Consider the following 25,403-nt stretch of genomic DNA (forward strand, 5'->3'; position numbering starts at 1 on the left):
ATGATTGAGAAGGTTACTTTTGCTTGCGATGTCTGTGCAGCCACATCAGCTTATACGCAGCCGGAATGATGAATAGCGACAACAGCGGCGCGGTGATCATGCCGCCAATCATCGGCGCGGCTATGCGGCTCATCACTTCTGACCCGGCTCCCGTCCCCCACAAGATGGGCAACAGACCGGCGATAATCACCGCCACGGTCATCGCTTTCGGGCGCACGCGCAGTACAGCGCCGTGATATAACGCTTCATCCAGTTTATCCGCCGTAAAGGTTTGCGGGTTTTCCAGCGCTGGCTCTGCTTCAATGGCGTGACGCAGATACATCAGCATCACCACGCCAAACTCTGCGGCAACGCCGGCCAACGCAATAAACCCGGTTCCGGTCGCGACTGACATATGGAACCCCATCCAGTAGAGGAACCAGATGCCCCCTACCAGGGCAAAGGGGACGCTGGTGATAATCAACAGCGCTTCGCCAAAGCGACGGAAAGCCAGATAAAGCAGGACGAAGATAATCATCAGCGTCATCGGCACCATCAATTTGAGCTTATGGCTGGCGCGTTCAAGCAGTTCGAACTGCCCGGAGAACGCCAAGCTGGTCCCCGGCTTTAACTGTACCTTTTCCGCGATCGCTTTTTGCAGATCGTTCACCACCGAAACCATGTCACGATCGCGGGCATCGATGTAAATCCAACTGGTGGGTCGCGCATCTTCTGTTTTTAACATTGACGGCCCAGAAACGACCGTGACATCCGCCACATCAGCCAGCGTGATTTGCTGTTTCATGGGGGTCAGAATGGGCAGATTACGCAGCGCTTGCGGGCTGTCGCGATAGCTCTGCGCATAGCGAAGGTTGATAGGATAACGCGCGATCCCTTCTACCGTTTCGCCCACCATCGCGCCCCCCACAGCGGAGGTCACAAACAGCTGTACATCACCAACGGTCATGCCATAACGAGCCGCTTTCTCACGATTAATATCCACGTTGAGATAGCGTCCCCCTACCAGACGCTCAGCTAACGCAGAGGCGACGCCTGGCACGGTTCTGGCTACCTCTTCAATTTGTTCCGCCGTCGCATCGATATCAGCCAGCACGTTACCTGACACTTTAATCCCGATAGGGCTTTTTATCCCGGTAGAGAGCATGTCGATACGGTTACGAATTGGTGGCACCCACAGATTCGCCAGCCCCGGCAAGCGCACGGTTTTATCCAGCTCGGCGATGATTTTGTCCATCGTCATACCCGGACGCCACTGATCCTGCGGCTTCAGTTGGATCGTCGTTTCAACCATTTCCAGCGGTGCGGAATCAGTTGCGGTTTCCGCTTTACCGGTTTTACCAAATACGCGCGCCACTTCAGGAACGGTCATGATCAGCTTATCGGTTTTTTGCAGCATGTCCGCCGCCTGCGCCGCCGAGATCCCCGGTAGTGTCGAAGGCATATACAGCAAATCGCCTTCGTTAATCTGCGGCAGGAATTCACCACCGACTTTATTCAGCGGGTAGATAACCGTCAGTATTGACAGCACCGCTACCAGGAGGGTGGTTTTGGGCCAGTGCAGCACCTTCAGCAATAGCGGATGGTAAATACGGATCAGAAAGCGGTTAAGCGGGTTACTGCTTTCCGCCGGTATTTTTCCGCGGATCCAGAATCCCATCAGGATCGGAATAACCACAATAGCCAGAAATGCCGCGCCCGCCATAGCATAGGTTTTGGTGAACGCCAGCGGACCAAACAGCCGCCCTTCCTGCCCTTCAAGGGTGAAAATAGGGATAAACGACAACGTAATTATCAGCAGGCTGATGAACAATGCCGGGCCGACTTCCACCGAGGCGTCAGTAATGACCTTCCAGCGCGTGGCATTATCCAGCGTTTCACCCGGATGTTGATGCCCCCACTCTTCCAGTCGCTTATGGGCATTCTCAATCATCACGATTGCCGCATCAACCATCGCCCCGACAGCAATGGCAATTCCCCCGAGCGACATAATATTGGCGTTCAGCCCCTGGAAATGCATCACGATAAACGCGATACACAGCCCCAACGGCAGGGAAATAATCGCCACCAATGCCGAACGCAGATGCCACAGGAATAGCGCGCACACCAGCGCAACGACGATAAACTCCTCCAGTAGCTTGTAGCTCAGGTTATCTATGGCGCGATCGATAAGCTGACTGCGATCGTATGTTGTAACTACCTCAACGCCTTCCGGCAGGCTGCTTTTCAGGGTGTCGAGTTTGGCTTTAACGGCGGAGATCACCTCACGCGCATTTTTACCGGAGCGCAGGATAACCACCCCGCCCGCCACTTCGCCTTCGCCGTTCAGCTCGGCGATCCCGCGGCGCATTTCCGGTCCAATCTGAACGCGTGCCACATCGCGCAGATAAACCGGTACACCGTCGGCCCCGGTTTTCAGGACGATATTATTGAAATCATCAAGCGTTTGCAGATAGCCACTGGCGCGCACCATATATTCGGCTTCAGCCATCTCCACCGACGAGCCGCCCGCTTCCTGATTTGACGTATCCAACGCAGATTTCACCTCCGCCAGGCTGATGCCATATTGCGTCAGCTTCATCGGGTCGATAACCACCTGGTACTGTTTAACCACGCCGCCCACCGAGGCCACTTCCGCCACGTTAGGAATCGTTTTTAACTCATATTTTAAGAACCAGTCCTGAAGAGAACGTAATTCCGCGAGGTCATGTTTTCCGCTGCGATCCACCAGCGCATATTCAAAGATCCAGCCGACGCCCGTGGCGTCCGGTCCCATTTCGGCACTAACGCCTGCCGGCAATTTTCCCTGCACCTGGTTGAGATATTCCAGTACGCGCGAGCGTGCCCAGTAAGGATCGGTGCCATCCTCGAAAATGACATACACATAGGAATCGCCAAACTGCGAGAAGCCGCGCACCGTCTTCGCGCCCGGTACCGACAGCATGGTGGTGGTCAGGGGGTAAGTGACCTGATTCTCGACGATTTGCGGCGCCTGTCCGGGGTAGCTGGTTTTGACAATCACCTGGACATCAGAGAGATCGGGCAGCGCATCAACCGGGGTGTTAATGATGGTCCAGGTTCCCCAAATGCTGAGAAACAGCGCCCCCATCATCACCAGGAAGCGGTTTGCCACTGAACGGCGGATAATCCATTCAATCATTTATCATGTCCTCAATGTGAATGGGTCGCCTGGGCTGGCATCGCGCCTGCGTCTTGCGCACCACTGTGCTGGGCGCGCATACGGTCAAGGGCGCCAGAAATATTCGCCTCGGAGTCAATCAGGAACAGGCCGCTGGACACCACTTTTTCACCTTCGGTCAGGCCTGAGCGAATAGCCGTCAGCCCCTGAGACTCATGGAATACAGCAACCTGCTTCGGCACAAATCGACCTTCATGATCAACGGTAATCACCCGCTGTTCGCTACCCGTATCAATTAACGCTTTAGACGGGATCAGCAGCATCGGCTCGCTTTGCGTTTTCAATTGCAGGTATGCATTCATTCCAGGCTTGAGCGCTTCGTCGGGGTTATCAACCTGCAAACGCAGCTGGAGGGTACGCGTGGTAGCATCAACGCTTGGCAAAATACTCCACTTACTGATGGTGAATGGCTTATCCGGCCAGGCAGGAACAGTGATGCGAAATTGCGAGGCATCTTTAATCAGCCAGGCAATAGATTCCGGGACCGACGCGCTGACCCATACCGGATCCATTCCCTGAATTTTCGCGACCACATTGTCTTTAGAAATATTCATGCCGGTACGCAAATCGAATGCGGTGATCACCCCATCAATGGGGGCTTTCAGGGTAAAGCGGGTCTGAATTTTACGCGTCGACTTTAAACGCTGGATATCCGCTTCCGGCATACCGGCAAGGCGTAATCGCTCCAGAATCCCTTCCACCTGCGTCGCGCTGCCGCCGGTCTCGCGCAGCAGCAAATATTCGCTCTGCGCCTCAACCCAGTCAGGAATCGTCAGGTCAATGAGCGGAGAACCCTTCTTGATTTTGTCACCCACAGTGAGCGGGTAAACCTTCTCGATAAAGCCAGCGGAGCGTGCCTGGACAATAACAAACTGGTATTCGTTATAGCTCACGTTAGCCGGGAAAGTTTGCGCATAGTGCAGTGGTCCCCGACGCACGGGTTCCGTTTTTAGCCCCAGATTCTGGGTCTGAGTGGGATCGATGCGCACGCCAGGTGCTGACGCGCTTGCGGTCTCTTCATCGGCATATTTCGGGATTAAATCCATATCCATGAACGGCGATTTGCCCGGCTTGTCAAAACGCGTATTCGGATACATGGGGTCATACCAGAACAGAACTTTTCTGGCTTCTTTTGGCGAAGCCGGTCCGGTTTCGCTCGATACTTTTGCGGATGAATAATAAGTATAAACACCGACAGAAATAATCCCACCTGCAATCATGCCAGCGAGAATAAGCGCGGTATTTTTAATATTTAAAGACGCCATAATGATTTCCATTGCGCGATAATCTCACCCGCGCTCGCAAGAACCCGGGCAAGAATTAAAGAGACCAGCGAGAACGTTATTTACTGATGTGAATATCGCGTAACACAGAGAGATTTCCCTGCTGAACAAACGTAAACGCGACCTTATCGCCCGGTTTAATATCGTCAGCCCTGGTGTCGGCCCCCAGCGTAAAACGCATCGTCATCGCCGGCCAGTTCACCGCCGGAATAGGATCATGTTTAATCGTGACTTTTTTACTTTCCATATCAACAGCTTCAATCACCCCAGTCGCGCTAATGCGTTGTTCCTGTTGAGCCGCCGGCTGCATACTCATCATCTCGCCATGTTGATGCTCATTGGCCTGAGCGTTAAATATGACCACAGAGAAAAGGCTTAACAGCACGGCTTTGGCGGTAGTATTCATAGTTGATGCTCCTGAAAAGTTAATATTAAGGTTTACTCCACCCAACCGCCGCCTAAGGCAGCAAACAGCTTAATTTCATTAACCTGCTGGGCGTAATTAAGATCGAGCAGCGATTGCTGCGTGGCAAATAAAGAACGTTCGGCGTCCAGAACTTCGATATAGCTAACCGCGCCATTCTGATACAGCGCTCTGGCACGTTGTAGGGTGATTTGCAATGACGTCAGATAGCGCTGCTGGCCGCTAATTTGATCGGCAATGCTTTGGCGCAACGCCAGCGCATCGGCCACCTCTTTAAATGCGCCCTGAATTTTTTGTTCGTAATTCACCACCGACTGCTGTTGGCGAATTTCAGCCAGATCAAGCCTGGACTGATTACGTCCGGCGTTAAAAATTGGAATATCTATTTTGGGGACAAAATTCCACATGCCGCTGGCAGCATTAAACAAGCTGGAGAGATCGCTGCTGCTACTGGACATGGAGCTGGTCAGGGTAATCGACGGGAAAAATGCCGCCCGCGCGGCGCCGATATTGGCATTCGCCGCCATTAATCCGTGCTCAGCTTCCATAATATCCGGACGCTGTAACAGTATTTGCGACGAGAGTGATGGCGGCAGCGTAACCGGTTTAATATCTCCGCGACTGCGCGCCCTATCGTCGGGTAATTTTCCGTAGGTACCCAGCAACAGTTGCAGCGCGTTGTTGGCCTGCGCCAGTTCACCTTTACGCTTCGCGATTTCGCTGCGCGTACTTTCAATCACGCCCCGCGCCTGTTCCAGCGCCAGTACGTTAGTGCTACCGGTGACCAGTTGTTTTTCAACAAAGGCGTAGGAACGCTGATAGTTTTGCAGCGTTTCTTCGGCAATTTGCAGTTGTGCATAAGCCAGACGCTGATTGAAATAACTTTGCGACACGTTAGAGATTAATGAGATATGTACCGCCCGACGCGCCTCTTCGCTGGCAAAGAAATTCTGTCGATCGGCTTCACTCATATTTTTCAGCCGACCAAAAAAATCCAAATCGAAACTGAGATTCAGTCCGGCCTCGAATTCGCGATCGGTGCTGCTGTCGCCTTTTAATTTACCGCTGTAGGTACCGCTGGATCCTGCCGTAATTTGCGGATAGCGGTCAGCGTCCGTGACGCCATATTGCGCTCGCGCCTCCTGAACCTTCAGCACAGCCATACGCAAATCGCGGTTATTGGCCAGCGCCTCACCAATTAGCACCTTAACCTGGTCGTCAATGAAGAAGGTCCGCCAACCGGTGTCCTGATAATTCCCAGAGGCTGACACCAGCGCATTCTGGCTTAAGGAGAATTGCTGTGGCACCGGCAAAGCCGGGCGCTGATAGTCCGGCGCTAATGAACAACCGGCGAGAACGAATATAGCGCTGAGGGTAAGAAGCTTAAATTTGCTCATAGTTCTTCACGTCCTGACCGGACTGATGACCCTAAAATATGTAGGAATTTATAGGGTTGTACTTTAACGAAGTGACTCTGTTTAACCGGTGACAGGAAAATGACAAAACTGTCATTTTCCCAATAACCGATTGCTATCCGATCCCGCTTCCCTAGAATTGAAAGTCCGCACAAGCAGTGCGAGAAGGAGAATGCGATGAAGATTTTGATAGTCGAAGATGAGAAAAAAACCGGTGAATACCTGACGAAAGGCCTGACGGAAGCAGGTTTTGTCGTGGATTTGGCGGATAACGGCCTGAACGGGTACCACCTGGCGATGACCGGCGATTACGATCTGCTCATCCTCGACATCATGCTGCCGGATGTAAACGGCTGGGATATCGTACGCATGCTGCGTAGCGCCAATAAAGGCATGCCCATTCTTCTTCTCACTGCGCTGGGTACCATTGAACATCGGGTTAAAGGTCTGGAATTAGGCGCTGACGATTACCTGGTCAAACCGTTTGCCTTTGCCGAACTGTTGGCGCGGGTCAGAACGCTATTACGCCGGGGCGCGGCGGTAATTGTTGAAAGCCAGTTTCAGGTCGCAGATTTAATGGTTGATCTGGTGAGTAGAAAAGTCACCCGCAGCGGGGCGCGCATCACCCTGACCAGCAAAGAGTTTACGCTGCTTGAGTTTTTCCTGCGCCACCAGGGAGAAGTTTTACCCCGCTCGCTGATTGCCTCTCAGGTCTGGGATATGAATTTTGACAGCGATACCAACGCCATCGATGTCGCCGTTAAGCGTCTGCGCGCCAAAATCGATAATGACTTTGAGCCGAAACTGATTCAGACCGTGCGCGGCGTGGGATATATGCTTGAGGTTCCTGATGGCCAGTAAACGATGGCAACGCCCTTTTTCCCTGGCGACGCGACTGACCTTTTTCATCAGTCTGGCGACTATCGCTTCATTTTTCGCCTTCGCATGGATAATGATCCACTCAGTGAAAGTGCATTTCGCCGAGCAGGACATCAATGATTTACAAGAGATCAGCGCCACGCTGGAGCGTATTCTTAATCAACCGAACGAACCTGAACCAGGCCGACTGGAAACGCTAAAAAACGTCGTGGCAGGTTACTCGAACGTCATTATTTCTCTGGAAGATAGCAATCAGAAGGCTATTTTTCATTCACCTGACGCCCCGGATCTTCGGCAATTTATCGCCAGTGCAAGGCCGGATAAAAATGCCCAAGCCCGCGATGTCTTTATTATATCCGGCCCCATGCTGCAAACGCCCAAACATACGCACGGGCAGATGACATCATCAAACTGGCGCATGATTCGTTTGCCTGTAGGCCAGCTTGCCGATGGAAAACCGGCATATACGCTGTACCTGGCATTATCGATCGATTTTCATCTGCACTATATTAATGACCTGAAAAACAAGCTGATTATGACGGCATCGCTGATTAGCATGATGATTGTTTTTATCGTGCTGTTTGCCGTTTATAAAGGTCATGAACCGATCCGTAATGTCAGTCGCCGCATCCAAAATATCACCTCGAAAGATCTCGACGTACGCCTTGACCCGCAAACCGTGCCTATTGAACTGGAACAGTTGGTCAGTTCGTTTAATCACATGATCGAACGCATCGAGGATGTTTTTAAACGTCAGTCGAACTTCTCGGCAGATATTGCCCATGAGATCCGCACCCCAATTACCAACCTGGTCACGCAAACGGAAATTGCGCTAAGCCAGACCCGCAGCCAAAAAGAGCTGGAGGACGTGCTGTATTCCAATCTCGAAGAATTTGGCCGGATGTCGAAGATGGTGAGTGACATGCTGTTTCTGGCGCAAGCGGATAACAATCAACTAATCCCGGAAAAGACCGCGCTCAATCTGGCTGATGAGGTCAGTAAAGTGTTCGACTTTTTCGAAGCCTGGGCAGAAGAGCGTGAGGTTGGTTTACGCTTTGAGGGGCGCGAATGTTGGGTATCGGGCGATCCGTTAATGTTACGCCGGGCAATGAGTAATCTGCTTTCAAACGCCATGCGTTACACGCCAAAAGGCGAGTCAGTGACCGTGCGGGTGAAAGAGGCCGATGAACAGGTGCAGATAGTCGTTGAAAACCCCGGCCCGCCAATTCCTCCACAACATCTTCCGCGACTGTTTGACCGCTTCTATCGGGTAGATCCTTCCCGGCAACGTAAAGGAGAAGGCAGCGGCATTGGCCTTGCGATCGTGAAATCGATAGTCATTGCGCATCAGGGAAACGTTGCGGTGACATCTGATTCACATGCCACCCGCTTTATTCTGACGCTGCCCCGGCATGCAATTTAATCTCTGCTGATGACGGTTAAGTGTTTCCTGTTCTCTGACACAACCGTCATATTCCTGTCACGTCACTGACAGCGCGTGCTAATTATAATTTCTTCCGTAAACCCACACAGGAGAAATATGATGAATAAGATGTCCTCTTTTTTAGCTATCGCATTTTTTATCTCAGCAGGCGTTAATGCAGCCGAAACGTCACCCCATGCACAATCATTTTCGCAAATGAATGAACATGAAAAAGCGATGGTAGTACATCAGTCGACAAATAATGCTCATTCCTATGCCCATGAGCAGCAGGCCCAAAAACATCGTGCGCAGGCACACAGTACGCAATAACGGATAACGCCAAAGGGCGCTGCGATCACAGCGCTCTCAAAAGCTGTGCGTTACAGTGTGCCGTTTTAATACTGGAGTCAGGCATGGCTTTAACCCTCACGGTGTTGCTTGAAAACCGGCGCGCTGCTGGCGCAGATAAATCATTACGGGCAAAGCCCGGATTAAGTCTGTTAATTCAGGATGAAACCACCACCATACTGTTTGATACCGGGCCGGATGACAGCTTCATTCTAAACGCCGCGCAAATGGGGATCGACCTGACACAATTAACCGCCGTGGTGCTGTCACATGGTCATTACGATCATTGTGGCGGCGTCCCCTGGCTTGCCGATAACAGCCGTATTATTTGCCATCCTCAAATAGCCTGTGAGCGTTACGCGTCGTTAACGCTTGCGGGAAAGCCGCGACAAATTAAAAAACTCTCCCGCGATAACGACTACTCTCGCCTGAATATGGAATACACCCGCGAACCGTTGGCGATTAGCGATCGTTTTTTGTGGTCCGGGGAAATTAGCGTATCCACACCGCAGGCCTACGGTGTTATTCACGAGAAAACACCTCAGCCGGATTACATCAGCGATGAAGGCGTATTGATCTATAAATCTGACCGTGGGCTGGTGATCATTACCGGTTGCGGGCACCGGGGAATAGAAAATATCGTCCGCCATTGCCAGAACATCACCGGCATTCGCAAAATTCACGCCCTCATCGGTGGGTTCCATTTACGCGCCGCCTCTCCCGCTAAGCTGTGGCGGACGCGGCAATTTATTAAGCAGCAGCAACCGGAAAAACTGCTCGGCTGTCATTGTACCGGTTCGTGGGGACGGTTGTGGCTACCGGGAACAAAAGCCCCGGCAACGGGGGATGTCATCGTGCTGGCGAACTAAAGGCGGTAAAACGTGGCCCACGTCTGCATTAGAAAACGGGAACTTACGTTCCCCGTTTATCATTGACGACAATTATGCACGTAACCTTGATCTGGTCACTTATTATACAGAGACAACCTTGGGTACACTCAGGATAGAGGTAAACAAACAGGAGGTAGTGAATATGTATCGCTCAATTCTGGTGCCCATTGATATCTCTGAAGCCGATTTAACCCGCCATGTTGTGCCGCAGGTTCAGGCGCATGCCAAAACCGCCAAGGTCCATTTTCTGGCCGTTATTCCTACCGTTCCGTTCTATGCCTCGCTGGGGCTGGCCTACTCAAGCGAATTCCCGGACCGCAGTGGTCTGCAGGCCAAGGCCAGCGAAAAACTCGAAGAGATTGTTAAGCAATTCAACATTCCTGCTGGCAGGAGTCAAATCCACGTCGTTTACGGCCCACCGAAGGATCAGATCCTCAAACTGGCGGAAGCGGTTGACGCCGAACTCATCGTCATCGCCTCGCATAAGCCTGGTTTTAGCACCTACCTGCTGGGTTCAACGGCTTCTGCCGTAGTCCGCCATGCGAAATGTCCGGTGCTGGTTGTACGGTGACACTGGCTAACATAATAAAAACGGGAGTAAATTTACTCCCGTTTTTTTTCGGACTGAGGTCAGCACTCAGTGCTGATTATCCAGCACGCAAATTCGCTCAGCCAGCAAGATGTGTGCAACGCAGTCTTAATGAAGTAGAAATATGGCTGGAGAAGGAAAAGTCGTAGCGGTACGCAGAAGCTAAGAATTGGACTTACTTTGAAATGGTACGCCCTGTAGGATTCGAACCTACGACCTACGGCTTAGAAGGCCGTTGCTCTATCCAACTGAGCTAAGGGCGCATTGTGAAGTGATAACTTCATGCAGAGAAACGCGTGAATTATACGGTCAGCGCTTGCTGAGTCAATGCCTTTTGTTTCAGTTGCTGGTGAAGTGTACGAATGTTGATTTTTTCTGCTCGTTCAAGGGTATCCAGGAAATCACCTGGTAACAACTCAGCCCGCATAGCGCCAGATTTAAGGATACATGTATTTAGAATATTTATGATTTTGCTTAACATTCCCTTACCCTCTTTCCAGCGGTTCAGGAACTCTTCAATGTTAAGTATCGCCATCAAGGAAGAAAATAGTCACTTCGAACACGGACTGAAAATCATTATTTCCCATCTGGCAAGTCAGTGGCATCAGGAGATTAGTTTTTTGCCTGTCGAGGAGATCGATCGCGCCGACATCGCGTTTATCTCACTGGATGAAGATTGGCTCAGCGCCGAATGCTATCAGGTTCCGGTTCACACCAGGCGCCAACACCGGGTGGTGATCTGCAACAGAAACGATAAAGATAAGCTGATGTTCCGGCCCTGCCTGTACATGTTGCCGCTGATCTATCGGGAAGATGACGTTGACGAGATCACCAAAAAATTAGTCCTCATCTTGCAAAAACGCGCGTTACGCAACAGCGTACCGGCGACTATCTGCCATTACTGCACCACCCGCAATTTTACTATTGCAGAGCGCCAGTTCTTAATGTTTCTTGCCAGCGGATATACGTTAGCCGAAACCGCTCACCTGCTCTCAATCAGCGATATCCATGCCAAAGCAACCCGTCGCAGCATTATGAAAAAGCTGCACGTGAAAAACGATCAGCAATTCTTAAGATACATCCGTGCGCATCTGAACTTTCTACAAAATTAGGTGGAACCTCTCCGCCTAATTTTTTATTGAGAAATATCTCACCATCAATTAAGTATCGGCTCCTACTGTACCTGGCAGCTGACTGCCAGAATAATCCAGTCATACTATTCATGAGGTAACCGAAAGATACACCCGGTAATATTTTAACTAACCCCAGAGAGAGGTTGAACTGGATAAAACGATCTTTTGGGCATTGAGTAAGACATCAGAAAACTTCCGGCAGATTATTCTGATGGGATACTCAATTGCCAGTCTGGTGATTGTTGAAGACATTGAAACCCAACGGCACAAGGGAACTCACCGTCGCGCTGGAAAAATTTGGGTCAGGGATGTTTGTTGTCAGCAATTTATCCAGACCTGCCGCAACAGAAATGGAATGGAAACGGATGCACAGCGCAAAACGCCGGGAACGACATCGCCGTATACGAAACGCTAACTGTACCCATCAATATCCCCACTGTACCTCACAAGTATTCGACCAAATCGAGTATCTGGCGCAAAAAATCGAATACACCATACCGGGCGATACTATATCTCAGGCGATTGTTACAGGAGACTATTATCTTGCCTATACACTGAGCCGCCATTTATTCTCAGGCACGCGCACCGCGATCTTCCGGTCCATTGAATCGGCGCTGGTCTGCCTGCAAAAGTCGGTCATTAGTCAGTTAGTAGTTGATATGGAAGGCTTAACAAGCTCTTACTTCGATATTCTTCAGTGCCTGCGCCAACTACTTAAACAGCGGAATGATATCCAAATCTTCATATTGCTTTCCAGTCATGATGAAGATCTTAAAACCTTTATATCACTGTCTGGCCCATTTTATATCTTATCACGCAGTCTACACCTCCCAGAGATGCGTCAGGCATTATTATCCCCAGTGCTAAATTATATTCATTCGAGGCGCATAAAGCAGGTCGATTGGGAGATGGTGACCTTACTTTTACAAGGTAACTCCTTAAAAAAGATTGCTCAGTTACAGACACAACCCTACCACCGCATCATCTATCGCCTGAACCAGTTGATTACCCGCCTGGGATTACCAAACCGGCAGCGCTTTTTGCATCTGATACATCGTCTCAACGTTACCTCTCATCATTTAATTTAACACCATAACCCTATGTCCAGTAAGATTTTTTAGGAAATTACTTATTTTAGCATGAGAAAATTGATCCAATTTTCACAAATATTTAATATTTACAACTATTCCTGGTATTATAGATACCACCTCTTCCACACTTAACCTTACTGTTTCTGCGTACATCGCTCGAAAATAGTGTTTCCGCTGACTTAACAAAACCTAAACAATTAGCTTATTGTATCGTTTTTACTATTTAAAATAAATTTTCAATCTGCCATAATTCGAACCGAAGATAAATAATGCCAATAGTCATTAACACATCTGGATCTTTCAGAACATCCTAACTGCCATTAACAATCGGGATGTTGTAAGTCTTTTCCGAAAGAGCGGAGCAGGTATAATCCTCACTGTTTCCTGATTAATTGTTAGTTTTTCCAGTGTGAAATGGATGTTCCACAAATTCATTGTTCTGTAGAAGAACAACCGAATAAACAAGGACGAAATAGTATTTATTCGGTTCTCCTCAGAACAACTCTTGGCTATTTGACAATATTATAACGCCTGATGTTTTATCAAATTCGCAAGATACGCAAACAGTTTGAGGCATACAACAATGAAACCAGCATCCGTTATCATTATGGACGAACACCCTATTGTCAGAATGTCGATAGAAGTACTCCTCGAAAAAAACAGTAATATTCAGGTTGTGCTGAAAACCGATGACAGCCGCGCGGCAATAGAACATCTACGCACGTACCCTGTCGATCTTGTCATCCTGGATATTGAACTGCCTGGCTCTGATGGCTTTACCTTACTCAAGAGAATAAAATCATTGCAGGAGAATACTCGGGTGCTATTTCTGTCTTCAAAATCTGAGTCTTTTTATGCCGGGCGCGCTATTCGCGCCGGGGCAAATGGTTTTGTCAGTAAACGAAAGGATCTAAATGATATCTACAATGCGGTAAAAATGATTTTATCAGGATATTCTTTTTTCCCTTCGGATACACTGAACTTTATTAACAATGTAAATGTGCAAAAAGGTGTATTAAATGATATGCCGCTCTCTAACCGCGAGGTGACGGTTTTACGTTATCTGGCAAACGGGCTATCCAACAAGGAAATTGCTGAGCAATTGCTACTCAGCAATAAAACGATTAGCGCTCACAAAGCTAATATCTACTCCAAGCTCGGTTTGCATACCATCGTTGAACTGATCGACTACGCCAAAATGCATGAATTAATGTAACAACACTCCCGGCGAGATGTCGTTCGGGAGTGTTTTGTCAGCGCAATGATTAGTTATAGTTAATCATAAACGTGGCATCGGCCCTGGCGACCCCGGGCTGCACCCCATCAGCCAGCGCGATATAGTTGGCAAAAAAAGTCAGCGTGGCATTGCCATTCTCATCAATACCGACGGTCTGGCTGGCCTGCTCAAGCGGCAATCGCGTCCGGTCGCTATCGCGCAGCTCAATCGCCACCTTTTGCGCCATAAGCGCGTTATCGAGCGCCAGTAGCGTAGTACCTGGGGCCGGGGTCCCGGAGAACGTTATCGATGCGGATCCCGGCGGACAGCCTTCAAGCTTCAGCGTAAACGAGACCGGTTGGGTGGTGTCTCCGCTGGTCTGTAACTGCTTTGTCGGCCAGGTGCCTAAATCAACCGACTTATTGCTGTCGCTGGCAATCACCGCGCAGGTAAAATCCACCACGTTACCGCGCAGTTCAATATTGATTTCTCCCAGCGACGAGGCGGCCTGGCATAACGCGCTGAATGCCAGCATCGGCATAATCGCCAGAAATGCCCATGCGGCGGGCTTTTGCTTATTAGTCATAGTCCACTCGCAGATAGCCACGGGCAGTAAAAGGCCCTTCCGTGGGTTTATTACCCGTCACGCTGACCGGCCATGTCCGGATCCCAACACTCGCCGCGGCGTTGTCGTCCAGTTGAAATGGAATAGTGCTGGACAGATTGTTAGGCGTTAGCGGATTACCGCTGCTGTCGGCAACAATGAAACCTAAATCCGGGTTGTTTGAAACCATCATTTGCCCGGAGGCTTTCTCCGCTTCTACCCGCATGGTCAAGTAGGCCTGAGCGGCAACGTTGGTGCATTTTATGGCCACCGTTTTGGTCTGCGGATTGATGCCTTCAGGCTTGTTGCCCGCGCCCGCCTTGCTAAACAGCGATGCGCCAATATCGCCAAAATCAAACTCGACAATCTGTCCGGCGTTCACTTCGCAGTTTTGTGGAACCTCCACCTTACCGCTGTAGCTAATGGTGTAAACCGGCGTACTCAGCGCATCTCCGGTACTGGTGGTGACATAGACTCTGAACATTGTCTGCCGGGGAATAGGCACCATGTTTATAAATGAGCGGATCACTTTGAGTTTAAACACCAGCTTTGAATCCATTACGCCAAAAGGTTGCTGCTTAGGCACGTTAGGGTGAGTCCCCATGCGGATATAGTTACGCGGGGGATAAAACAACCCGGCGTAACTGTCGGTGATGCTCATAGCCCCCAGCAGGTAGTCATTGAGTTTCAGGTACTGAAAACCGCCCTCGGTACTTTGAACCGGAAGTTCAGTGACATAGCTTCGATAGGTATAATCCACCGTCGTTCCTGCCGGACAGGTGGCATTGACGCCAATCCAGCCTGATTTTTCCGGCAACGTCACCACCTGTCCCGGCTGGTTGTTGCTGCTGTTAAAGACATTCGACAGATCGTAAAAAACATCCGTTGGTGTGCCATTCGAATTTTGGCAGACCGTTGCCCAGGACGGTTGCGCCATCAGCAGTAACGCGCTTGCCAGTAACAAACCTGTTTGTCGTTTCATCGTATTATTCCTGTCGTGCCGCTGGCGATTCGCACGTCACATTCGTGAGCGTCACCGCCTGTTTCAGGCTCTCTTCAGGCAAGGCATAATGCGCCACACAACGAGCTTTTGCGCCTTCCCCCCATTGGATCAGCAACTCGCCTTTAAGCGGCAGGCCGCTCAGGTAAATTTGCCCGTCTTCACCCACCATACTGGTCACGCCGCTGGTGTTTTCACGCACCACGGAGCCAAATGGCACAGGTTTACCGGCATATTTCGCCGTCATCAGCGCCCGCACACCGATACGTGTATCAAACGCCGCTCGCACCAATGCTCCTTGCGTTGGCACGACGCTGCTGACGTTGTTTTCCACATCGGTATTGTTGTTCATCGAATTGGTGTCTAACGCGACGCGGTTATAGCGATAGACGGTGGCATACGGCATCACCGCGTATCCACGCCAGTCGGTCTGCACGCCGGTCTGGTTTTCTATCCGCACACCCTGAGCGCCTGGCGCTTTGATCAACACATTGGTATCGCCGAGCGGCTGACTAAGCGTAATGCCGTCCTCATGCCCTATCACACCGCCGGCGAGCTGCCAGTTGTAGTCATGCTGGTCGCGGTCGTAGTTGTATCCCACGCCCAGCGTGCCATAGGCCGCCTGCCAGTTAGCGCTGGCGTTTCCGCTGTAACCATTAGTACTGCTGTGACCCTGATTCACGCTATAGCTCAGGTTACGGCCATCCAGCAACGTACCGCCGATCCCGCTCTGCCAGCTATTTTGTCCGTTGCTATTGCGGTTGGCATTAAAGGTGGCGTAGGTGCGATCGAAGGCATTATCACGCGAGTAACGCCGCCCGCTCAGCAGGCTGAACGGGATTGACATATTGAACGCCATAATGCGGTCGGTGTCGGAGATGCCGACTGATTCATTCCACGACCAGGAGAGTGAATAGCTAATCCCCTGCAAACCACTGGCATAGCCCAGTTGATACCAGGTATTGGTGTCTGAGGTATTCCAGTACGTTTGCTGGCTACCTGAGATATACAGCGATCCGTAATCCCCCAGATTCTGCGAAATGTTGATCTGAAAACGGCCTTTCTTGCTGTAGCTCAGATTGTGATAACTCTTCACATCCGGCACGTCGTGGCGATTGCCTTCGCTGTCGTATTCGTACTCATAGCCTTCCATACTGCGATACGCGACGTCGTCGAGGGTATAGAAGCCACGCGTAGAGTAGCGGTAGCCCAACAGCTGAAAGTTAGTGCCAAAATTGTTCAATGACTTCGCATACAGGAAACGCAGAGACTGCCCCTGGTGCGTACTGTCATCCGCCAGTTGGCTGCGCGCATGGGTTAAATCGACGGAAACTGCCCCCCAATCCCCCAGATTTCGGCCAGTACCTAAAACTACCGCAGTGTAACGTGAGGCTAACTGCGTACCACCATAAGCGGTATACCCCTCTGGTAACCCGGCGATTAATGTTCCCTGGAAAAAAAACGGTGAGGATTGCTGGCTATTGCCGCTGCGAAAATCCCCGGCAACCACGTCATACTTGAAACGCCCTTCTCGCTGTAACAACGGAACCGTGGAGTACGGCACCGTATAGCGCTGCTGGCTACCGTCTTTCTCATCCACCGTCACCTCAAGGTCACCGCTGGAGGAGGTCGGGTTAAGATCGGTTATCGCAAAAGCGCCCGGTGAAACATAACTTTGATAAATCACGTAGCCATTCTGACGAATAGTCAGTTTCGCTGCAGTACGCGCAATGCCACGTACGGTAGGCGCGTAGCCTTGTAAGCTGTCGGGATACATGCTGTCTGAGGAATAGAGTCGCGCGCCACGAAAACCGACGCTGTCAAAAACGTCATTTCCGGTATTGCTGTCGCCCATCACCAGTTCACCCTTCAGCGGGATAACCGCGCGCTGAAGCCATGTACCGATGTTTTTCCAGCTTTGTGAATGGTATCCGTCACCTTTGGAATAGCTCCACGCGCCGTTGTTCCTTAGCCGCCAGGGTCCATAGTTCAGGCCACTCAACATGCTCAGGAAATAGCTGTCAGTATCGCTCCCACGGCTACCGGTAAAGTTATAGTTAATCAGCGCCGCCGGGATCCCTTCATCCCACTCGTCCGGTGGAATGTAGCCACGCGCGCTGTTTAACATCGACGCCTGCGGCAAACTGATGTTTAAGCGCAAAGTAGAAAAATCAAAGGCAACTTCACTGCCGGGAATCGCCTCAGGCAAATTGATACAGGTCGCGTTCGGATCCTGACTAAGTGCCGGAAACGCGGCAATATTAACGCCCAGGCGTTTTACCCAGTCGAGTCCAAAGCATGGCATCAGTCCGCCAGACTTCTCCCCTGCCTTTCCCGCACTGCTGGCAAAATGAATGTCCTGGGTAGCAACGAATTCATCATTGCGCCAGATATCCACACGATAAACGCCTTCAGGCTGATGATTACCTTTTTCAAAACGTGATAAATCCGCCACGGTTGCCGTATCCGCAGATAAAAATGCCGGATTGAAATAGCTTTCCCCGTAGCTTAAAGAGGGAAAAAGCGCCGCCAGCGTGGACAACGCCACCCCCGCCAGCGGTGGCGTAACCCCCGGTAACAGGTCAGGAAAATACGTTGTCTTATTCATCGTTATCTCAACGCACGCTTACCGTTTGAGCGGTGGTCACCGCGCCATAATCATTGACCGTCTGGAAGGTAACGTTGCCCTGTACGCCCGTTGGCAGCAGCACCTGCGTATCGCTTTTCGGCGCAACCATGACGTTATCGATCTTCGTTTTCCCCACAGTGAGGTTGACCAGGGTGACGTAATACGCAGACGGATTGTTGATTTTCAGGTGGTTGCCGGAACGGGAAAACTGCAGCATGCCGGGGGCATCTTCCGGGATGTGCGGCAGATTATTTGGGCGGACAAAAAGTTTAATGCGCGACAAAATCGCCAGCTGCAGAACGTTTTTACCCTCAAGGCTGTTCTTGTTGACTGACGGAATGGCTTTCACGTTCATCCAGAACAGCGATTCACGGTCTTTTGGCAGCGGCGCGCCTGCGTAGATGATACGCAACGTGTTTTCACTTTTAGCCTCACTGACAAACAACGGAGGCGTCACGACAAACGATTTTTCTTTAACCCCTGCGCTATTCTCGATCCATGAATTTACCAGGTAACGTTCTTTGGTATCGCTATTGCTAATAGACAGCGAAGTTTGCTTGGCATCAGCTGGATAAATAACACGGGTAGCGCCTAATGCAATGCCGCCGGCTGCCTGCACACTGGCAGCAGAAAATAAGGCCAGTAAAAGGATAAAACCTGATTTTAGATTATTAAACATAGCTACAAATACCTTTGATGCGATTATCGTTGGGAAATAAATCAGGGATAAACCAACGTAAACCACACGTCTGAACGAAGTATTCCCGGTGTGATATTTTCCGAGACGGCCCGATAGCGAGCAGTGAAATGAAACGTCATCTCTTGGGTGATAATCGGCGCGTAATGAAGCGGTAGCGCATTAGGAATTATTTGCCGTTGTCGCTCGTCAAATAACGCCAGACCAACCCCCGAAGATGCTGACGCATCGCCGCTGGCCAGAAAAACCTGCGGATCTTCCGCTGGCGTCACACCGGCAAACGCAATCCCGACGTGGTCATAAACATCAGAATTGCACGACGTTAATCGCAGTGAAAACGGTACGCTGGTAGAGGCAAAGCTTCCCGTTCCGGAGAAGGCATTGGTACGATATTTCCCCATTTGCACCCGCAAATTCTGGCTGTCGGTGGCGACCGTACAGGCGCCGTTAACGAGCTGTCCTCGTAAGTGGAGGCGTCCGCTTTCCAGTATTACCGTATGAGCAAGCGCAGGCATTACGCACAGCATTCCCGCCAGCGCCACGCCTTTCCCTATCATCTGCCGCATCCTTTTTCATCCCCGGATATTGCCTCATCCAATGAGGCGAACATCATCCTTGCGCGAATCTGAACGGCTTATTCGTACTTCATGATAAACGTCGCGTCGGCATTCGCCTGACCCGGCGTAGCGCTGGTCGCGGTCGCTTTATAACGGGCAGAGAAACGCAGGGTGTTGGTCCCTTCTACCAGCGCCTGAGCGGTAGAGAAGGTTGCTCCATCCGGCTTCAGCGCGGTGGACGTATTGTCCAGAATTTCAATCCCTACACCGCCCGCGGTAGTACTGTTATCCGAGGAGGAAACGGCCAGCAGGTTATTGTTAGTGATGTCGGTCTGGCCAGAGAAAGCAACCGCGGCGGTCGCAGCCACTTTCGGGTCGCAGTCGTTCAGTACGATAGTGAACGGGATTTGTGCCGTGGTATCACCGACTGCAGTAAAACTGGCGGTACGATACTGGCCTAACGTAACAACCTGATCGGATGACTGAGTGCTGACGGCACAGGCTGCATTGACCAGTTCACCTTCAAAATGAACAGTACCGCCGCTAACGCTTACCGGATCGGTCGCCGCCGGATCGGCCGCAACCGCTGCGCCCGCGACTAACATCAGGCTGGCAATAACAGAAGAGGCTATTAATTTACGTTTCATGGATTTCCCTTGAATTACACACATCCGGCTCCGGCGTCCTGCGGGATCCGTTTGAATCATTATCGACATTAAATGTCAGGCGAATTATCTCTGCATCCTGTAAAGATATATATCGCAAGAGAATTAGCTAACCTTTACCCAACTCTCCGAGTATTTGATTCACTAATTAATCTTCGCGAATATGACTATTTCGTCACAGCGTTAAATTAAACATTTAAATTAATGAAAAATACCTGCAAATCCTTTTAATGGCCCTGGCTAATTCTTATTGGGATCCAGGAAAAATCCGAGTAAAAATGAGGTAAAGACATCATAATCAAACGTAACAGACTGGTTTATGGTGCATTAACCTTGAAAATACCAGGGTGATGAGTTGTTTCATTGACGTTAAATTTAATTAGCATGATCATGAATGATGCGCAGGGCTTCAGCGACTGAACTGCCCTGCTCACTGACCGCTCTCCCCGCGATCGCACGTAAAAACGCAAACGAAAACTGACAGCACGTTCTGCTTCTGACAAAATAGTGACATCCCCTTCGATTTAACGTAACAGATGGAATCCTCTCTCTGATGGCAGCAAAGATTATTGACGGTAAAACGATTGCGCAGCAGGTGCGCTCTGAGGTTGCTCAAAAAGTTCAGGCGCGTTTAGCGGCTGGATTACGCGCCCCGGGCCTGGCTGTTGTGCTGGTAGGCAGCAACCCGGCTTCGCAGATTTATGTCGCGAGTAAACGCAAAGCCTGTGACGAAGTGGGGTTTGTCTCCCGCTCTTATGACCTGCCTGAAACCACCAGCGAGGCGGAGCTTCTTGAGCTGATCGATACGCTCAATGCAGATACCACCATCGACGGTATCCTGGTACAACTGCCATTACCGGCAGGTATCGACAACGTTAAGGTGCTGGAACGTATCGCACCAGATAAAGACGTAGACGGTTTCCACCCGTATAACGTTGGTCGTCTGTGTCAACGCGCGCCGCGTCTGCGTCCATGTACTCCGCGCGGGATTGTCACTCTGCTTGAGCGTTACAACATCGATACCTATGGTCTGAACGCCGTAGTGATTGGCGCTTCAAATATTGTCGGTCGCCCGATGAGCATGGAGCTGCTGCTGGCTGGTTGCACCACTACGGTCACCCACCGATTCACCAAAGATCTGCGTCGCCACGTAGAGCATGCGGACCTGCTGATTGTTGCTGTCGGCAAACCGGGCTTTATACCCGGCGAGTGGATCAAAGAAGGTGCGATTGTGATTGATGTCGGCATCAACCGTCTGGAGAATGGTAAAGTAGTGGGCGATGTGGTCTTTGAAGATGCAGCCGCACGTGCGTCATATATCACGCCAGTACCGGGCGGCGTAGGCCCAATGACTGTCGCCACACTTATCGAAAACACGCTACAGGCGTGTGTTGAATACCATGATGTAAAGGACGTTTAAGATGGCCACATTTTCACTGGGTAAGCACCCACACGTTGAACTCTGCGATTTGCTGAAGCTGGAAGGCTGGAGCGAAAGCGGCGCCCAGGCAAAGATTGCTATTGGCGAAGGCTTGGTGAAGGTCGATGGCGCGGTTGAAACGCGCAAACGCTGTAAAATCGTTGCCGGACAGACCGTCAGCTTTGAAGGCCACAGCATTAACGTCGTGGCGTGACCCGAGTGCCGGATGAGGTTAACGCCCTGTCCGGCCGCTTCCCCGTCTCATTTTCAGATAATAACTTCATCCCCACTTCACAGTGAACAGTTAGCATGTCGTTTTCCCACATGAAGCGAACATCATGCCAACCATCGTTACTCACGCGGCCGTTCCACTCTGTTTAGGATTAGGTCTCGGACTTAAAGTCATCCCCCCACGATTACTGTTTACTGGCGTCATTCTGGCGATGCTGCCGGATGCCGACGTGCTGTCATTTAAGCTTGGCATCGCCTACGGCAACGTGTTTGGCCACCGTGGATTTACCCACTCACTGCTGTTCGCGTTTGTCGTGCCGCTACTTTGCGTATTGATTGGCCGACGATGGTTTAAAGCCGGATTGATTCGCTGCTGGCTATTCCTGACAGTTTCACTGCTATCGCACAGTGTGCTGGATTCTGTCACCACCGGCGGCAAAGGCGTCGGCTGGCTGTGGCCGTGGTCGGATGAACGCTTTTTCGCGCCGTGGCAGGTGATTAAAGTCGCGCCGTTCGCGCTGTCACGCTACGCGACCCCTTACGGGCATCAGGTGATTATTTCGGAATTATTATGGGTGTGGCTACCGGGAATGATGATGATGGGTGTGCTGTGGTGGTATCGAAAATATTAATCTGCCGGATGCGACGCGCTGCGTCTTATCCGGCCTACACTCGCTCTTTTGTAGGCCCGGTAAGCGTAGGCGCCACCGGGCATTACAGAGTTACTTACGACGCCAGGTGGTGCCCTGCGGACCATCTTCCAGCACGATGCCCATCTCGTTGAGACGGTCACGCGCGGCGTCGGCCGCCGCCCAGTCTTTCGCCTTACGGGCGTCCAGACGCTGCTGGATTAACGCTTCAATTTCGGCGACTTCACCGTCATCCGCCTGCGCGCCGCTTTGCAGGAATGCTTTGGGTTCCTGCTCCAGCAGGCCCAGCACGCTGGAGAGCTTGCGCAGATGCGAGGCCATACCGTTCGCCGCCGCCATATCTTCACCCTTCAGACGGTTAACTTCACGCGCCATATCAAACAGCACGGAGTATGCTTCCGGGGTGTTGAAGTCATCGTCCATCGCTTCAATGAAACGCGCTTCAAAGGCCTCGCCACCCGCAGGGGCAACGGACTTGTCAGTGCCGCGCATCGCAGTGTACAGACGTTCCAGCGCAGAACGCGCCTGTTTCAGGTTCTCTTCGCTGTAGTTCAACTGGCTACGGTAATGACCTGACATCAGGAAGTAGCGAATGGTTTCGGCGTCGTAGTATTTCAGCACGTCGCGCACGGTAAAGAAGTTGCCCAGCGATTTGGACATTTTCTCGCGGTCAACCATCACCATCCCGGAGTGCATCCAGTAGTTCACGTATTCGCCATCGTGCGCACAGGTGGACTGGGCAATTTCGTTTTCATGGTGCGGGAACATCAGGTCGGAGCCGCCACCGTGAATATCAAAATGGTTGCCCAACTGTTTGCAGTTCATCGCCGAACACTCGATATGCCAGCCCGGACGACCAGCGCCCCACGGAGATGGCCAGCTCGGTTCCCCCTCTTTGGACATTTTCCATAGCACGAAGTCCATCGGGTTGCGCTTCACGTCAACCACGTCAACGCGTGCGCCTGCCTGCAGTTGATCCAGATCCTGGCGTGACAACTGACCGTAGTTCGGATCAGTCGGGACATCGAACATCACGTCGCCATTATCGGCAACATAGGCGTGACCTTTGGCGATCAGCTGTTCGGTGATCTCAATAATCTCGGCGATATGATGCGTAGCGCGAGGTTCCAGATCGGGGCGCAGAATATTCAGCGCATCGAAATCGCTATGCATTTCCGCAATCATGCGATCGACCAGCGCGACAAAGCTCTCGCCGTTTTCATTCGCGCGCTTGATGATTTTGTCGTCGATATCGGTAATGTTGCGCACATACTTCAGCTTATAGCCGAGGAAGCGCAGATAACGCGCAACGACGTCGAAAGAAACGAAAGTACGTCCGTGGCCAATATGACAGAGATCGTAAACGGTAATACCACACACGTACATGCCGACTTCCCCGGCATGAATAGGTTTGAATTCCTCTTTTTGGCGCGTCAGTGTATTAAAGATTTTTAACATCGAAGATTCCGTGTAGACGTGTGTGGGTAATAATATCCGTATAATACATATTATTCGTAATCGAAGCAGCACACTTTGCAAGGTGATCGCAGCTTGCGGTTATGCTATAACACACCCCTAACTCTGACCCTTAACAGGGTCGAAGCACCAATCTATCGGAACAGGATGCAAAAATGGTTACTTTCCACACTAATCACGGCGATATCGTAATCAAAACGTTTGATGATAAAGCGCCTGAAACAGTTAAAAACTTCCTGGACTACTGCCGCGAAGGTTTTTATAACAACACCATTTTCCACCGTGTTATTAACGGTTTCATGATCCAGGGCGGTGGTTTCGAGCCGGGCATGAAGCAAAAAGCCACGAAAGAAGCGATCAAAAACGAAGCGAACAACGGTCTGAAAAACACCCGTGGTACGCTGGCAATGGCGCGTACTCAGGCTCCGCACTCCGCAACCGCACAGTTCTTCATCAACGTTGCTGACAATGACTTCCTGAACTTCTCTGGCGAAAGCATGCAAGGTTGGGGTTACTGCGTGTTTGCTGAAGTTGTTGAAGGCATGGACGTGGTTGATAAAATCAAAGGCGTTTCCACTGGTCGCAGCGGTATGCATCAGGATGTGCCGAAAGAAGACGTCATCATCGAAAACGTGACCGTCAGCGAGTAATCGTGGCGACACTGTTTATTGCAGATCTTCACCTCTGCACAGAAGAACCGGCGATCACCGCCGGTTTTCTGCGTTTTTTAGCCGGTGATGCGCGACAAGCCGATGCGCTGTACATTCTCGGCGACCTGTTCGAAGCCTGGATTGGCGACGACGACCCTAATCCGCTGCATCATCAAATAGCCGCGGCGATAAAAGCACTGGTTGATTCCGGCGTTCCCTGCTTTTTTATTCACGGCAACCGTGATTTTCTGCTCGGCAAACGGTTTTCCCGTGAGAGCGGCATGACCTTACTGCCCGAAGAGAAAGTGCTCGATCTGTATGGTCGCAAGGTGCTGATCATGCATGGCGATACGTTATGCACCGACGATGCTGGCTATCAGGCGTTTCGCGCCAAAGTGCATCAACACTGGCTACAAAAACTATTCCTCGCCCTGCCATTGTTCATTCGCCAACGTATTGCCGCGAAAATGCGCGCCAACAGCAAAGCAGCCAACAGCAGTAAGTCGCTGGAGATCATGGATGTGAATCAGCAGGCCGTTATTGCCGAGCTGGAAAAACATCAGGCCCAGTGGTTAATTCACGGTCATACACACCGTCCGGCAGTCCACGAACTTATGGCCAATGGGCAACCCGCCTTCCGCGTAGTATTAGGCGCCTGGCACAGCGAAGGTTCGATGATCAAAGTCACACCGCACGACGTTGAACTGATCGCATTCCCGTTTTAATTCTGCAAATACCCCGTTCCTCTTTACACAAAACTATTCGAGTTGCATCGAGGCGGCAAATCCGTGAATCCCCTGGAGCTGACTAAAGTAAGTGACTGGGGTGAGCAGATGCAGCCAACAAAGAGGCAGCTTGAAGAGTGAAGTGTAAAGCGCGCAATCGTTTTCCTTGACGGTGAATTATGCTATTCTCTGTGCCCTCAAAAGTCGAGTGT

25 protein-coding genes and 1 tRNA gene are annotated in these 25,403 nt (G+C 51.0%); 13 read left to right on the plus strand and 13 right to left on the minus strand.

Annotated features, from left to right (window positions below; translation table 11 throughout):
• Window positions 1-13: 13 nt before the first annotated feature.
• The 4 genes from ICA20_RS17690 to ICA20_RS17705 all read right to left on the minus strand — a co-directional run bounded on the left by ICA20_RS17690 (window position 14) and on the right by ICA20_RS17705 (window position 6,300).
• Window positions 14-3,157 (minus strand): CusA/CzcA family heavy metal efflux RND transporter, encoded by a 3,144-nt coding sequence (locus tag ICA20_RS17690; RefSeq protein ID WP_038638543.1) that lies wholly within the window; start codon window positions 3,155-3,157, stop codon window positions 14-16.
• Window positions 3,158-3,168: 11 nt separating this feature from the next.
• Window positions 3,169-4,461, minus strand: coding sequence for an efflux RND transporter periplasmic adaptor subunit (locus ICA20_RS17695; RefSeq protein WP_038638540.1), 1,293 nt, complete (start codon window positions 4,459-4,461; stop codon window positions 3,169-3,171).
• 76 nt (window positions 4,462-4,537) lie between these two features.
• Window positions 4,538-4,885: a cation efflux system protein CusF gene (cusF, locus tag ICA20_RS17700; RefSeq protein WP_038638538.1), complete on the minus strand. Its 348-nt coding sequence runs from the start codon at window positions 4,883-4,885 to the stop codon at window positions 4,538-4,540.
• Window positions 4,886-4,917: 32 nt separating this feature from the next.
• Window positions 4,918-6,300 carry an efflux transporter outer membrane subunit gene (locus ICA20_RS17705; RefSeq protein ID WP_038638533.1) on the minus strand — a complete coding sequence of 461 codons (1,383 nt, stop codon included), beginning with the start codon at window positions 6,298-6,300 and terminating at the stop codon, window positions 4,918-4,920.
• A 195-nt stretch (window positions 6,301-6,495) separates the two neighbouring features.
• Here ICA20_RS17705 and cusR point away from each other — a divergent pair, with 195 nt between their 5' ends.
• From cusR to uspF, 5 genes are all read left to right on the plus strand, one after another.
• Window positions 6,496-7,179, plus strand: a complete 684-nt coding sequence (cusR, locus tag ICA20_RS17710; protein WP_038638530.1) for a copper response regulator transcription factor CusR — start codon at window positions 6,496-6,498, stop codon at window positions 7,177-7,179.
• Window positions 7,169-8,620, plus strand: a complete 1,452-nt coding sequence (locus ICA20_RS17715) for a Cu(+)/Ag(+) sensor histidine kinase (protein WP_129694856.1) — start codon at window positions 7,169-7,171, stop codon at window positions 8,618-8,620. The genes cusR and ICA20_RS17715 overlap by 11 nt, the downstream gene beginning before the upstream one ends.
• 120 nt (window positions 8,621-8,740) lie before the next feature.
• Window positions 8,741-8,950, plus strand: a complete 210-nt coding sequence (locus tag ICA20_RS17720) for a hypothetical protein (RefSeq protein WP_038638526.1) — start codon at window positions 8,741-8,743, stop codon at window positions 8,948-8,950.
• Window positions 8,951-9,033: 83 nt separating this feature from the next.
• The gene (locus ICA20_RS17725; RefSeq protein WP_038638523.1) at window positions 9,034-9,837 is read left to right on the plus strand and encodes an MBL fold metallo-hydrolase; all 804 of its coding nucleotides are present in this window, start codon (window positions 9,034-9,036) and stop codon (window positions 9,835-9,837) included.
• Window positions 9,838-10,000: 163 nt separating this feature from the next.
• Entirely contained in the window at window positions 10,001-10,429 is a 429-nt protein-coding gene (gene uspF / locus ICA20_RS17730; RefSeq protein WP_038638520.1) for a universal stress protein UspF, read from the plus strand.
• 204 nt (window positions 10,430-10,633) lie between these two features.
• Here uspF and ICA20_RS17735 read toward each other — a convergent pair.
• Both ICA20_RS17735 and ICA20_RS17740 read right to left on the minus strand, forming a co-directional pair.
• Window positions 10,634-10,710, minus strand: a tRNA-Arg gene (locus tag ICA20_RS17735).
• Between the two features lie 38 nt (window positions 10,711-10,748).
• Entirely contained in the window at window positions 10,749-10,928 is a 180-nt protein-coding gene (locus ICA20_RS17740; protein ID WP_038638517.1) for a hypothetical protein, read from the minus strand.
• A 37-nt stretch (window positions 10,929-10,965) separates the two neighbouring features.
• On the opposite strand from ICA20_RS17740, the gene fimW reads away from it, so the two are divergent.
• The 3 genes from fimW (at window position 10,966) to fimZ (ending at window position 13,887) form a co-directional block, all read left to right on the plus strand.
• A complete protein-coding gene (gene fimW, locus ICA20_RS17745) occupies window positions 10,966-11,559 on the plus strand; it encodes a fimbria biosynthesis transcriptional regulator FimW (RefSeq protein WP_038638513.1) in 594 nt (197 codons plus the stop codon).
• 386 nt (window positions 11,560-11,945) lie between these two features.
• Entirely contained in the window at window positions 11,946-12,668 is a 723-nt protein-coding gene (locus ICA20_RS17750) for a hypothetical protein (RefSeq protein ID WP_038638511.1), read from the plus strand.
• Window positions 12,669-13,254: 586 nt separating this feature from the next.
• Window positions 13,255-13,887, plus strand: coding sequence for a fimbria biosynthesis transcriptional regulator FimZ (gene fimZ / locus ICA20_RS17755; protein ID WP_038638509.1), 633 nt, complete (start codon window positions 13,255-13,257; stop codon window positions 13,885-13,887).
• A gap of 49 nt (window positions 13,888-13,936) precedes the next feature.
• Here the strand turns inward: fimZ and sfmF are convergent, their stop codons facing one another.
• From sfmF to fimA, 6 genes are all read right to left on the minus strand, one after another.
• Window positions 13,937-14,473, minus strand: a complete 537-nt coding sequence (gene sfmF / locus ICA20_RS17760; RefSeq protein WP_038638506.1) for a fimbria assembly protein — start codon at window positions 14,471-14,473, stop codon at window positions 13,937-13,939.
• Window positions 14,466-15,473, minus strand: a complete 1,008-nt coding sequence (fimH, locus tag ICA20_RS17765; RefSeq protein WP_038638504.1) for a type 1 fimbria D-mannose specific adhesin FimH — start codon at window positions 15,471-15,473, stop codon at window positions 14,466-14,468. Before fimH ends, sfmF begins: the two co-directional genes overlap by 8 nt.
• A gap of 4 nt (window positions 15,474-15,477) precedes the next feature.
• Window positions 15,478-18,099, minus strand: a complete 2,622-nt coding sequence (locus ICA20_RS17770) for a fimbrial biogenesis usher protein (RefSeq protein ID WP_038638500.1) — start codon at window positions 18,097-18,099, stop codon at window positions 15,478-15,480.
• A gap of 7 nt (window positions 18,100-18,106) precedes the next feature.
• On the minus strand, window positions 18,107-18,799 hold the full coding sequence (gene fimC / locus ICA20_RS17775; protein WP_038638498.1) for a type 1 fimbria chaperone FimC: 693 nt from the start codon (window positions 18,797-18,799) through the stop codon (window positions 18,107-18,109).
• 41 nt (window positions 18,800-18,840) lie between these two features.
• A complete protein-coding gene (fimI, locus tag ICA20_RS17780) occupies window positions 18,841-19,374 on the minus strand; it encodes a type 1 fimbrial protein subunit FimI (RefSeq protein WP_038638495.1) in 534 nt (177 codons plus the stop codon).
• Between the two features lie 77 nt (window positions 19,375-19,451).
• On the minus strand, window positions 19,452-20,021 hold the full coding sequence (gene fimA / locus ICA20_RS17785; protein ID WP_038638492.1) for a type 1 fimbrial major subunit FimA: 570 nt from the start codon (window positions 20,019-20,021) through the stop codon (window positions 19,452-19,454).
• A 571-nt stretch (window positions 20,022-20,592) separates the two neighbouring features.
• On the opposite strand from fimA, the gene folD reads away from it, so the two are divergent.
• The 3 genes from folD to ICA20_RS17800 all read left to right on the plus strand — a co-directional run bounded on the left by folD (window position 20,593) and on the right by ICA20_RS17800 (window position 22,322).
• A complete protein-coding gene (folD, locus tag ICA20_RS17790; protein WP_003021887.1) occupies window positions 20,593-21,459 on the plus strand; it encodes a bifunctional methylenetetrahydrofolate dehydrogenase/methenyltetrahydrofolate cyclohydrolase FolD in 867 nt (288 codons plus the stop codon).
• Window position 21,460: 1 nt separating this feature from the next.
• A complete protein-coding gene (gene ybcJ / locus ICA20_RS17795) occupies window positions 21,461-21,673 on the plus strand; it encodes a ribosome-associated protein YbcJ (RefSeq protein ID WP_016152124.1) in 213 nt (70 codons plus the stop codon).
• A gap of 124 nt (window positions 21,674-21,797) precedes the next feature.
• A complete protein-coding gene (locus tag ICA20_RS17800) occupies window positions 21,798-22,322 on the plus strand; it encodes a metal-dependent hydrolase (protein ID WP_038638488.1) in 525 nt (174 codons plus the stop codon).
• 90 nt (window positions 22,323-22,412) lie between these two features.
• Here ICA20_RS17800 and cysS read toward each other — a convergent pair whose 3' ends face one another.
• On the minus strand, window positions 22,413-23,798 hold the full coding sequence (cysS, locus tag ICA20_RS17805; protein ID WP_038638484.1) for a cysteine--tRNA ligase: 1,386 nt from the start codon (window positions 23,796-23,798) through the stop codon (window positions 22,413-22,415).
• 173 nt (window positions 23,799-23,971) lie between these two features.
• Between cysS and ppiB the strand changes: the two genes are divergently transcribed.
• Window positions 23,972-24,466, plus strand: coding sequence for a peptidylprolyl isomerase B (gene ppiB, locus ICA20_RS17810; protein ID WP_003021875.1), 495 nt, complete (start codon window positions 23,972-23,974; stop codon window positions 24,464-24,466).
• A gap of 2 nt (window positions 24,467-24,468) precedes the next feature.
• Window positions 24,469-25,191, plus strand: a complete 723-nt coding sequence (lpxH, locus tag ICA20_RS17815) for a UDP-2,3-diacylglucosamine diphosphatase (protein ID WP_038638481.1) — start codon at window positions 24,469-24,471, stop codon at window positions 25,189-25,191.
• Window positions 25,192-25,403 lie beyond the last annotated feature (212 nt).

It is taken from the genome of Citrobacter sp. C5_2, assembly GCF_014596845.2.
Taxonomy (GTDB): Bacteria; Pseudomonadota; Gammaproteobacteria; order Enterobacterales; family Enterobacteriaceae; genus Citrobacter; species Citrobacter werkmanii.

Excerpts from the sequence above, each read along its gene's own strand:
- cusF (WP_038638538.1), bottom strand. The coding sequence starts at position 4,885 with ATGAATACTACCGCCAAAGCCGTGCTGTTAAGCCTTTTCTCTGTGGTC.
- ICA20_RS17715 (WP_129694856.1), top strand. The coding sequence starts at position 7,169 with ATGGCCAGTAAACGATGGCAACGCCCTTTTTCCCTGGCGACGCGACTG.
- ICA20_RS17705 (WP_038638533.1), bottom strand. The coding sequence starts at position 6,300 with ATGAGCAAATTTAAGCTTCTTACCCTCAGCGCTATATTCGTTCTCGCC.
- fimA (WP_038638492.1), bottom strand. The coding sequence starts at position 20,021 with ATGAAACGTAAATTAATAGCCTCTTCTGTTATTGCCAGCCTGATGTTA.
- ICA20_RS17695 (WP_038638540.1), bottom strand. The coding sequence starts at position 4,461 with ATGGCGTCTTTAAATATTAAAAATACCGCGCTTATTCTCGCTGGCATG.
- cysS (WP_038638484.1), bottom strand. The coding sequence starts at position 23,798 with ATGTTAAAAATCTTTAATACACTGACGCGCCAAAAAGAGGAATTCAAA.
- fimI (WP_038638495.1), bottom strand. The coding sequence starts at position 19,374 with ATGATAGGGAAAGGCGTGGCGCTGGCGGGAATGCTGTGCGTAATGCCT.
- fimW (WP_038638513.1), top strand. The coding sequence starts at position 10,966 with ATGTTAAGTATCGCCATCAAGGAAGAAAATAGTCACTTCGAACACGGA.
- ICA20_RS17720 (WP_038638526.1), top strand. The coding sequence starts at position 8,741 with ATGAATAAGATGTCCTCTTTTTTAGCTATCGCATTTTTTATCTCAGCA.
- ppiB (WP_003021875.1), top strand. The coding sequence starts at position 23,972 with ATGGTTACTTTCCACACTAATCACGGCGATATCGTAATCAAAACGTTT.
- ICA20_RS17740 (WP_038638517.1), bottom strand. The coding sequence starts at position 10,928 with ATGTTAAGCAAAATCATAAATATTCTAAATACATGTATCCTTAAATCT.
- fimC (WP_038638498.1), bottom strand. The coding sequence starts at position 18,799 with ATGTTTAATAATCTAAAATCAGGTTTTATCCTTTTACTGGCCTTATTT.
- folD (WP_003021887.1), top strand. The coding sequence starts at position 20,593 with ATGGCAGCAAAGATTATTGACGGTAAAACGATTGCGCAGCAGGTGCGC.
- ICA20_RS17725 (WP_038638523.1), top strand. The coding sequence starts at position 9,034 with ATGGCTTTAACCCTCACGGTGTTGCTTGAAAACCGGCGCGCTGCTGGC.
- sfmF (WP_038638506.1), bottom strand. The coding sequence starts at position 14,473 with ATGACTAATAAGCAAAAGCCCGCCGCATGGGCATTTCTGGCGATTATG.
- fimZ (WP_038638509.1), top strand. The coding sequence starts at position 13,255 with ATGAAACCAGCATCCGTTATCATTATGGACGAACACCCTATTGTCAGA.
- ICA20_RS17800 (WP_038638488.1), top strand. The coding sequence starts at position 21,798 with ATGCCAACCATCGTTACTCACGCGGCCGTTCCACTCTGTTTAGGATTA.
- ybcJ (WP_016152124.1), top strand. The coding sequence starts at position 21,461 with ATGGCCACATTTTCACTGGGTAAGCACCCACACGTTGAACTCTGCGAT.
- cusR (WP_038638530.1), top strand. The coding sequence starts at position 6,496 with ATGAAGATTTTGATAGTCGAAGATGAGAAAAAAACCGGTGAATACCTG.
- uspF (WP_038638520.1), top strand. The coding sequence starts at position 10,001 with ATGTATCGCTCAATTCTGGTGCCCATTGATATCTCTGAAGCCGATTTA.
- ICA20_RS17770 (WP_038638500.1), bottom strand. The coding sequence starts at position 18,099 with ATGAATAAGACAACGTATTTTCCTGACCTGTTACCGGGGGTTACGCCA.
- fimH (WP_038638504.1), bottom strand. The coding sequence starts at position 15,473 with ATGAAACGACAAACAGGTTTGTTACTGGCAAGCGCGTTACTGCTGATG.
- ICA20_RS17690 (WP_038638543.1), bottom strand. The coding sequence starts at position 3,157 with ATGATTGAATGGATTATCCGCCGTTCAGTGGCAAACCGCTTCCTGGTG.
- ICA20_RS17750 (WP_038638511.1), top strand. The coding sequence starts at position 11,946 with ATGCACAGCGCAAAACGCCGGGAACGACATCGCCGTATACGAAACGCT.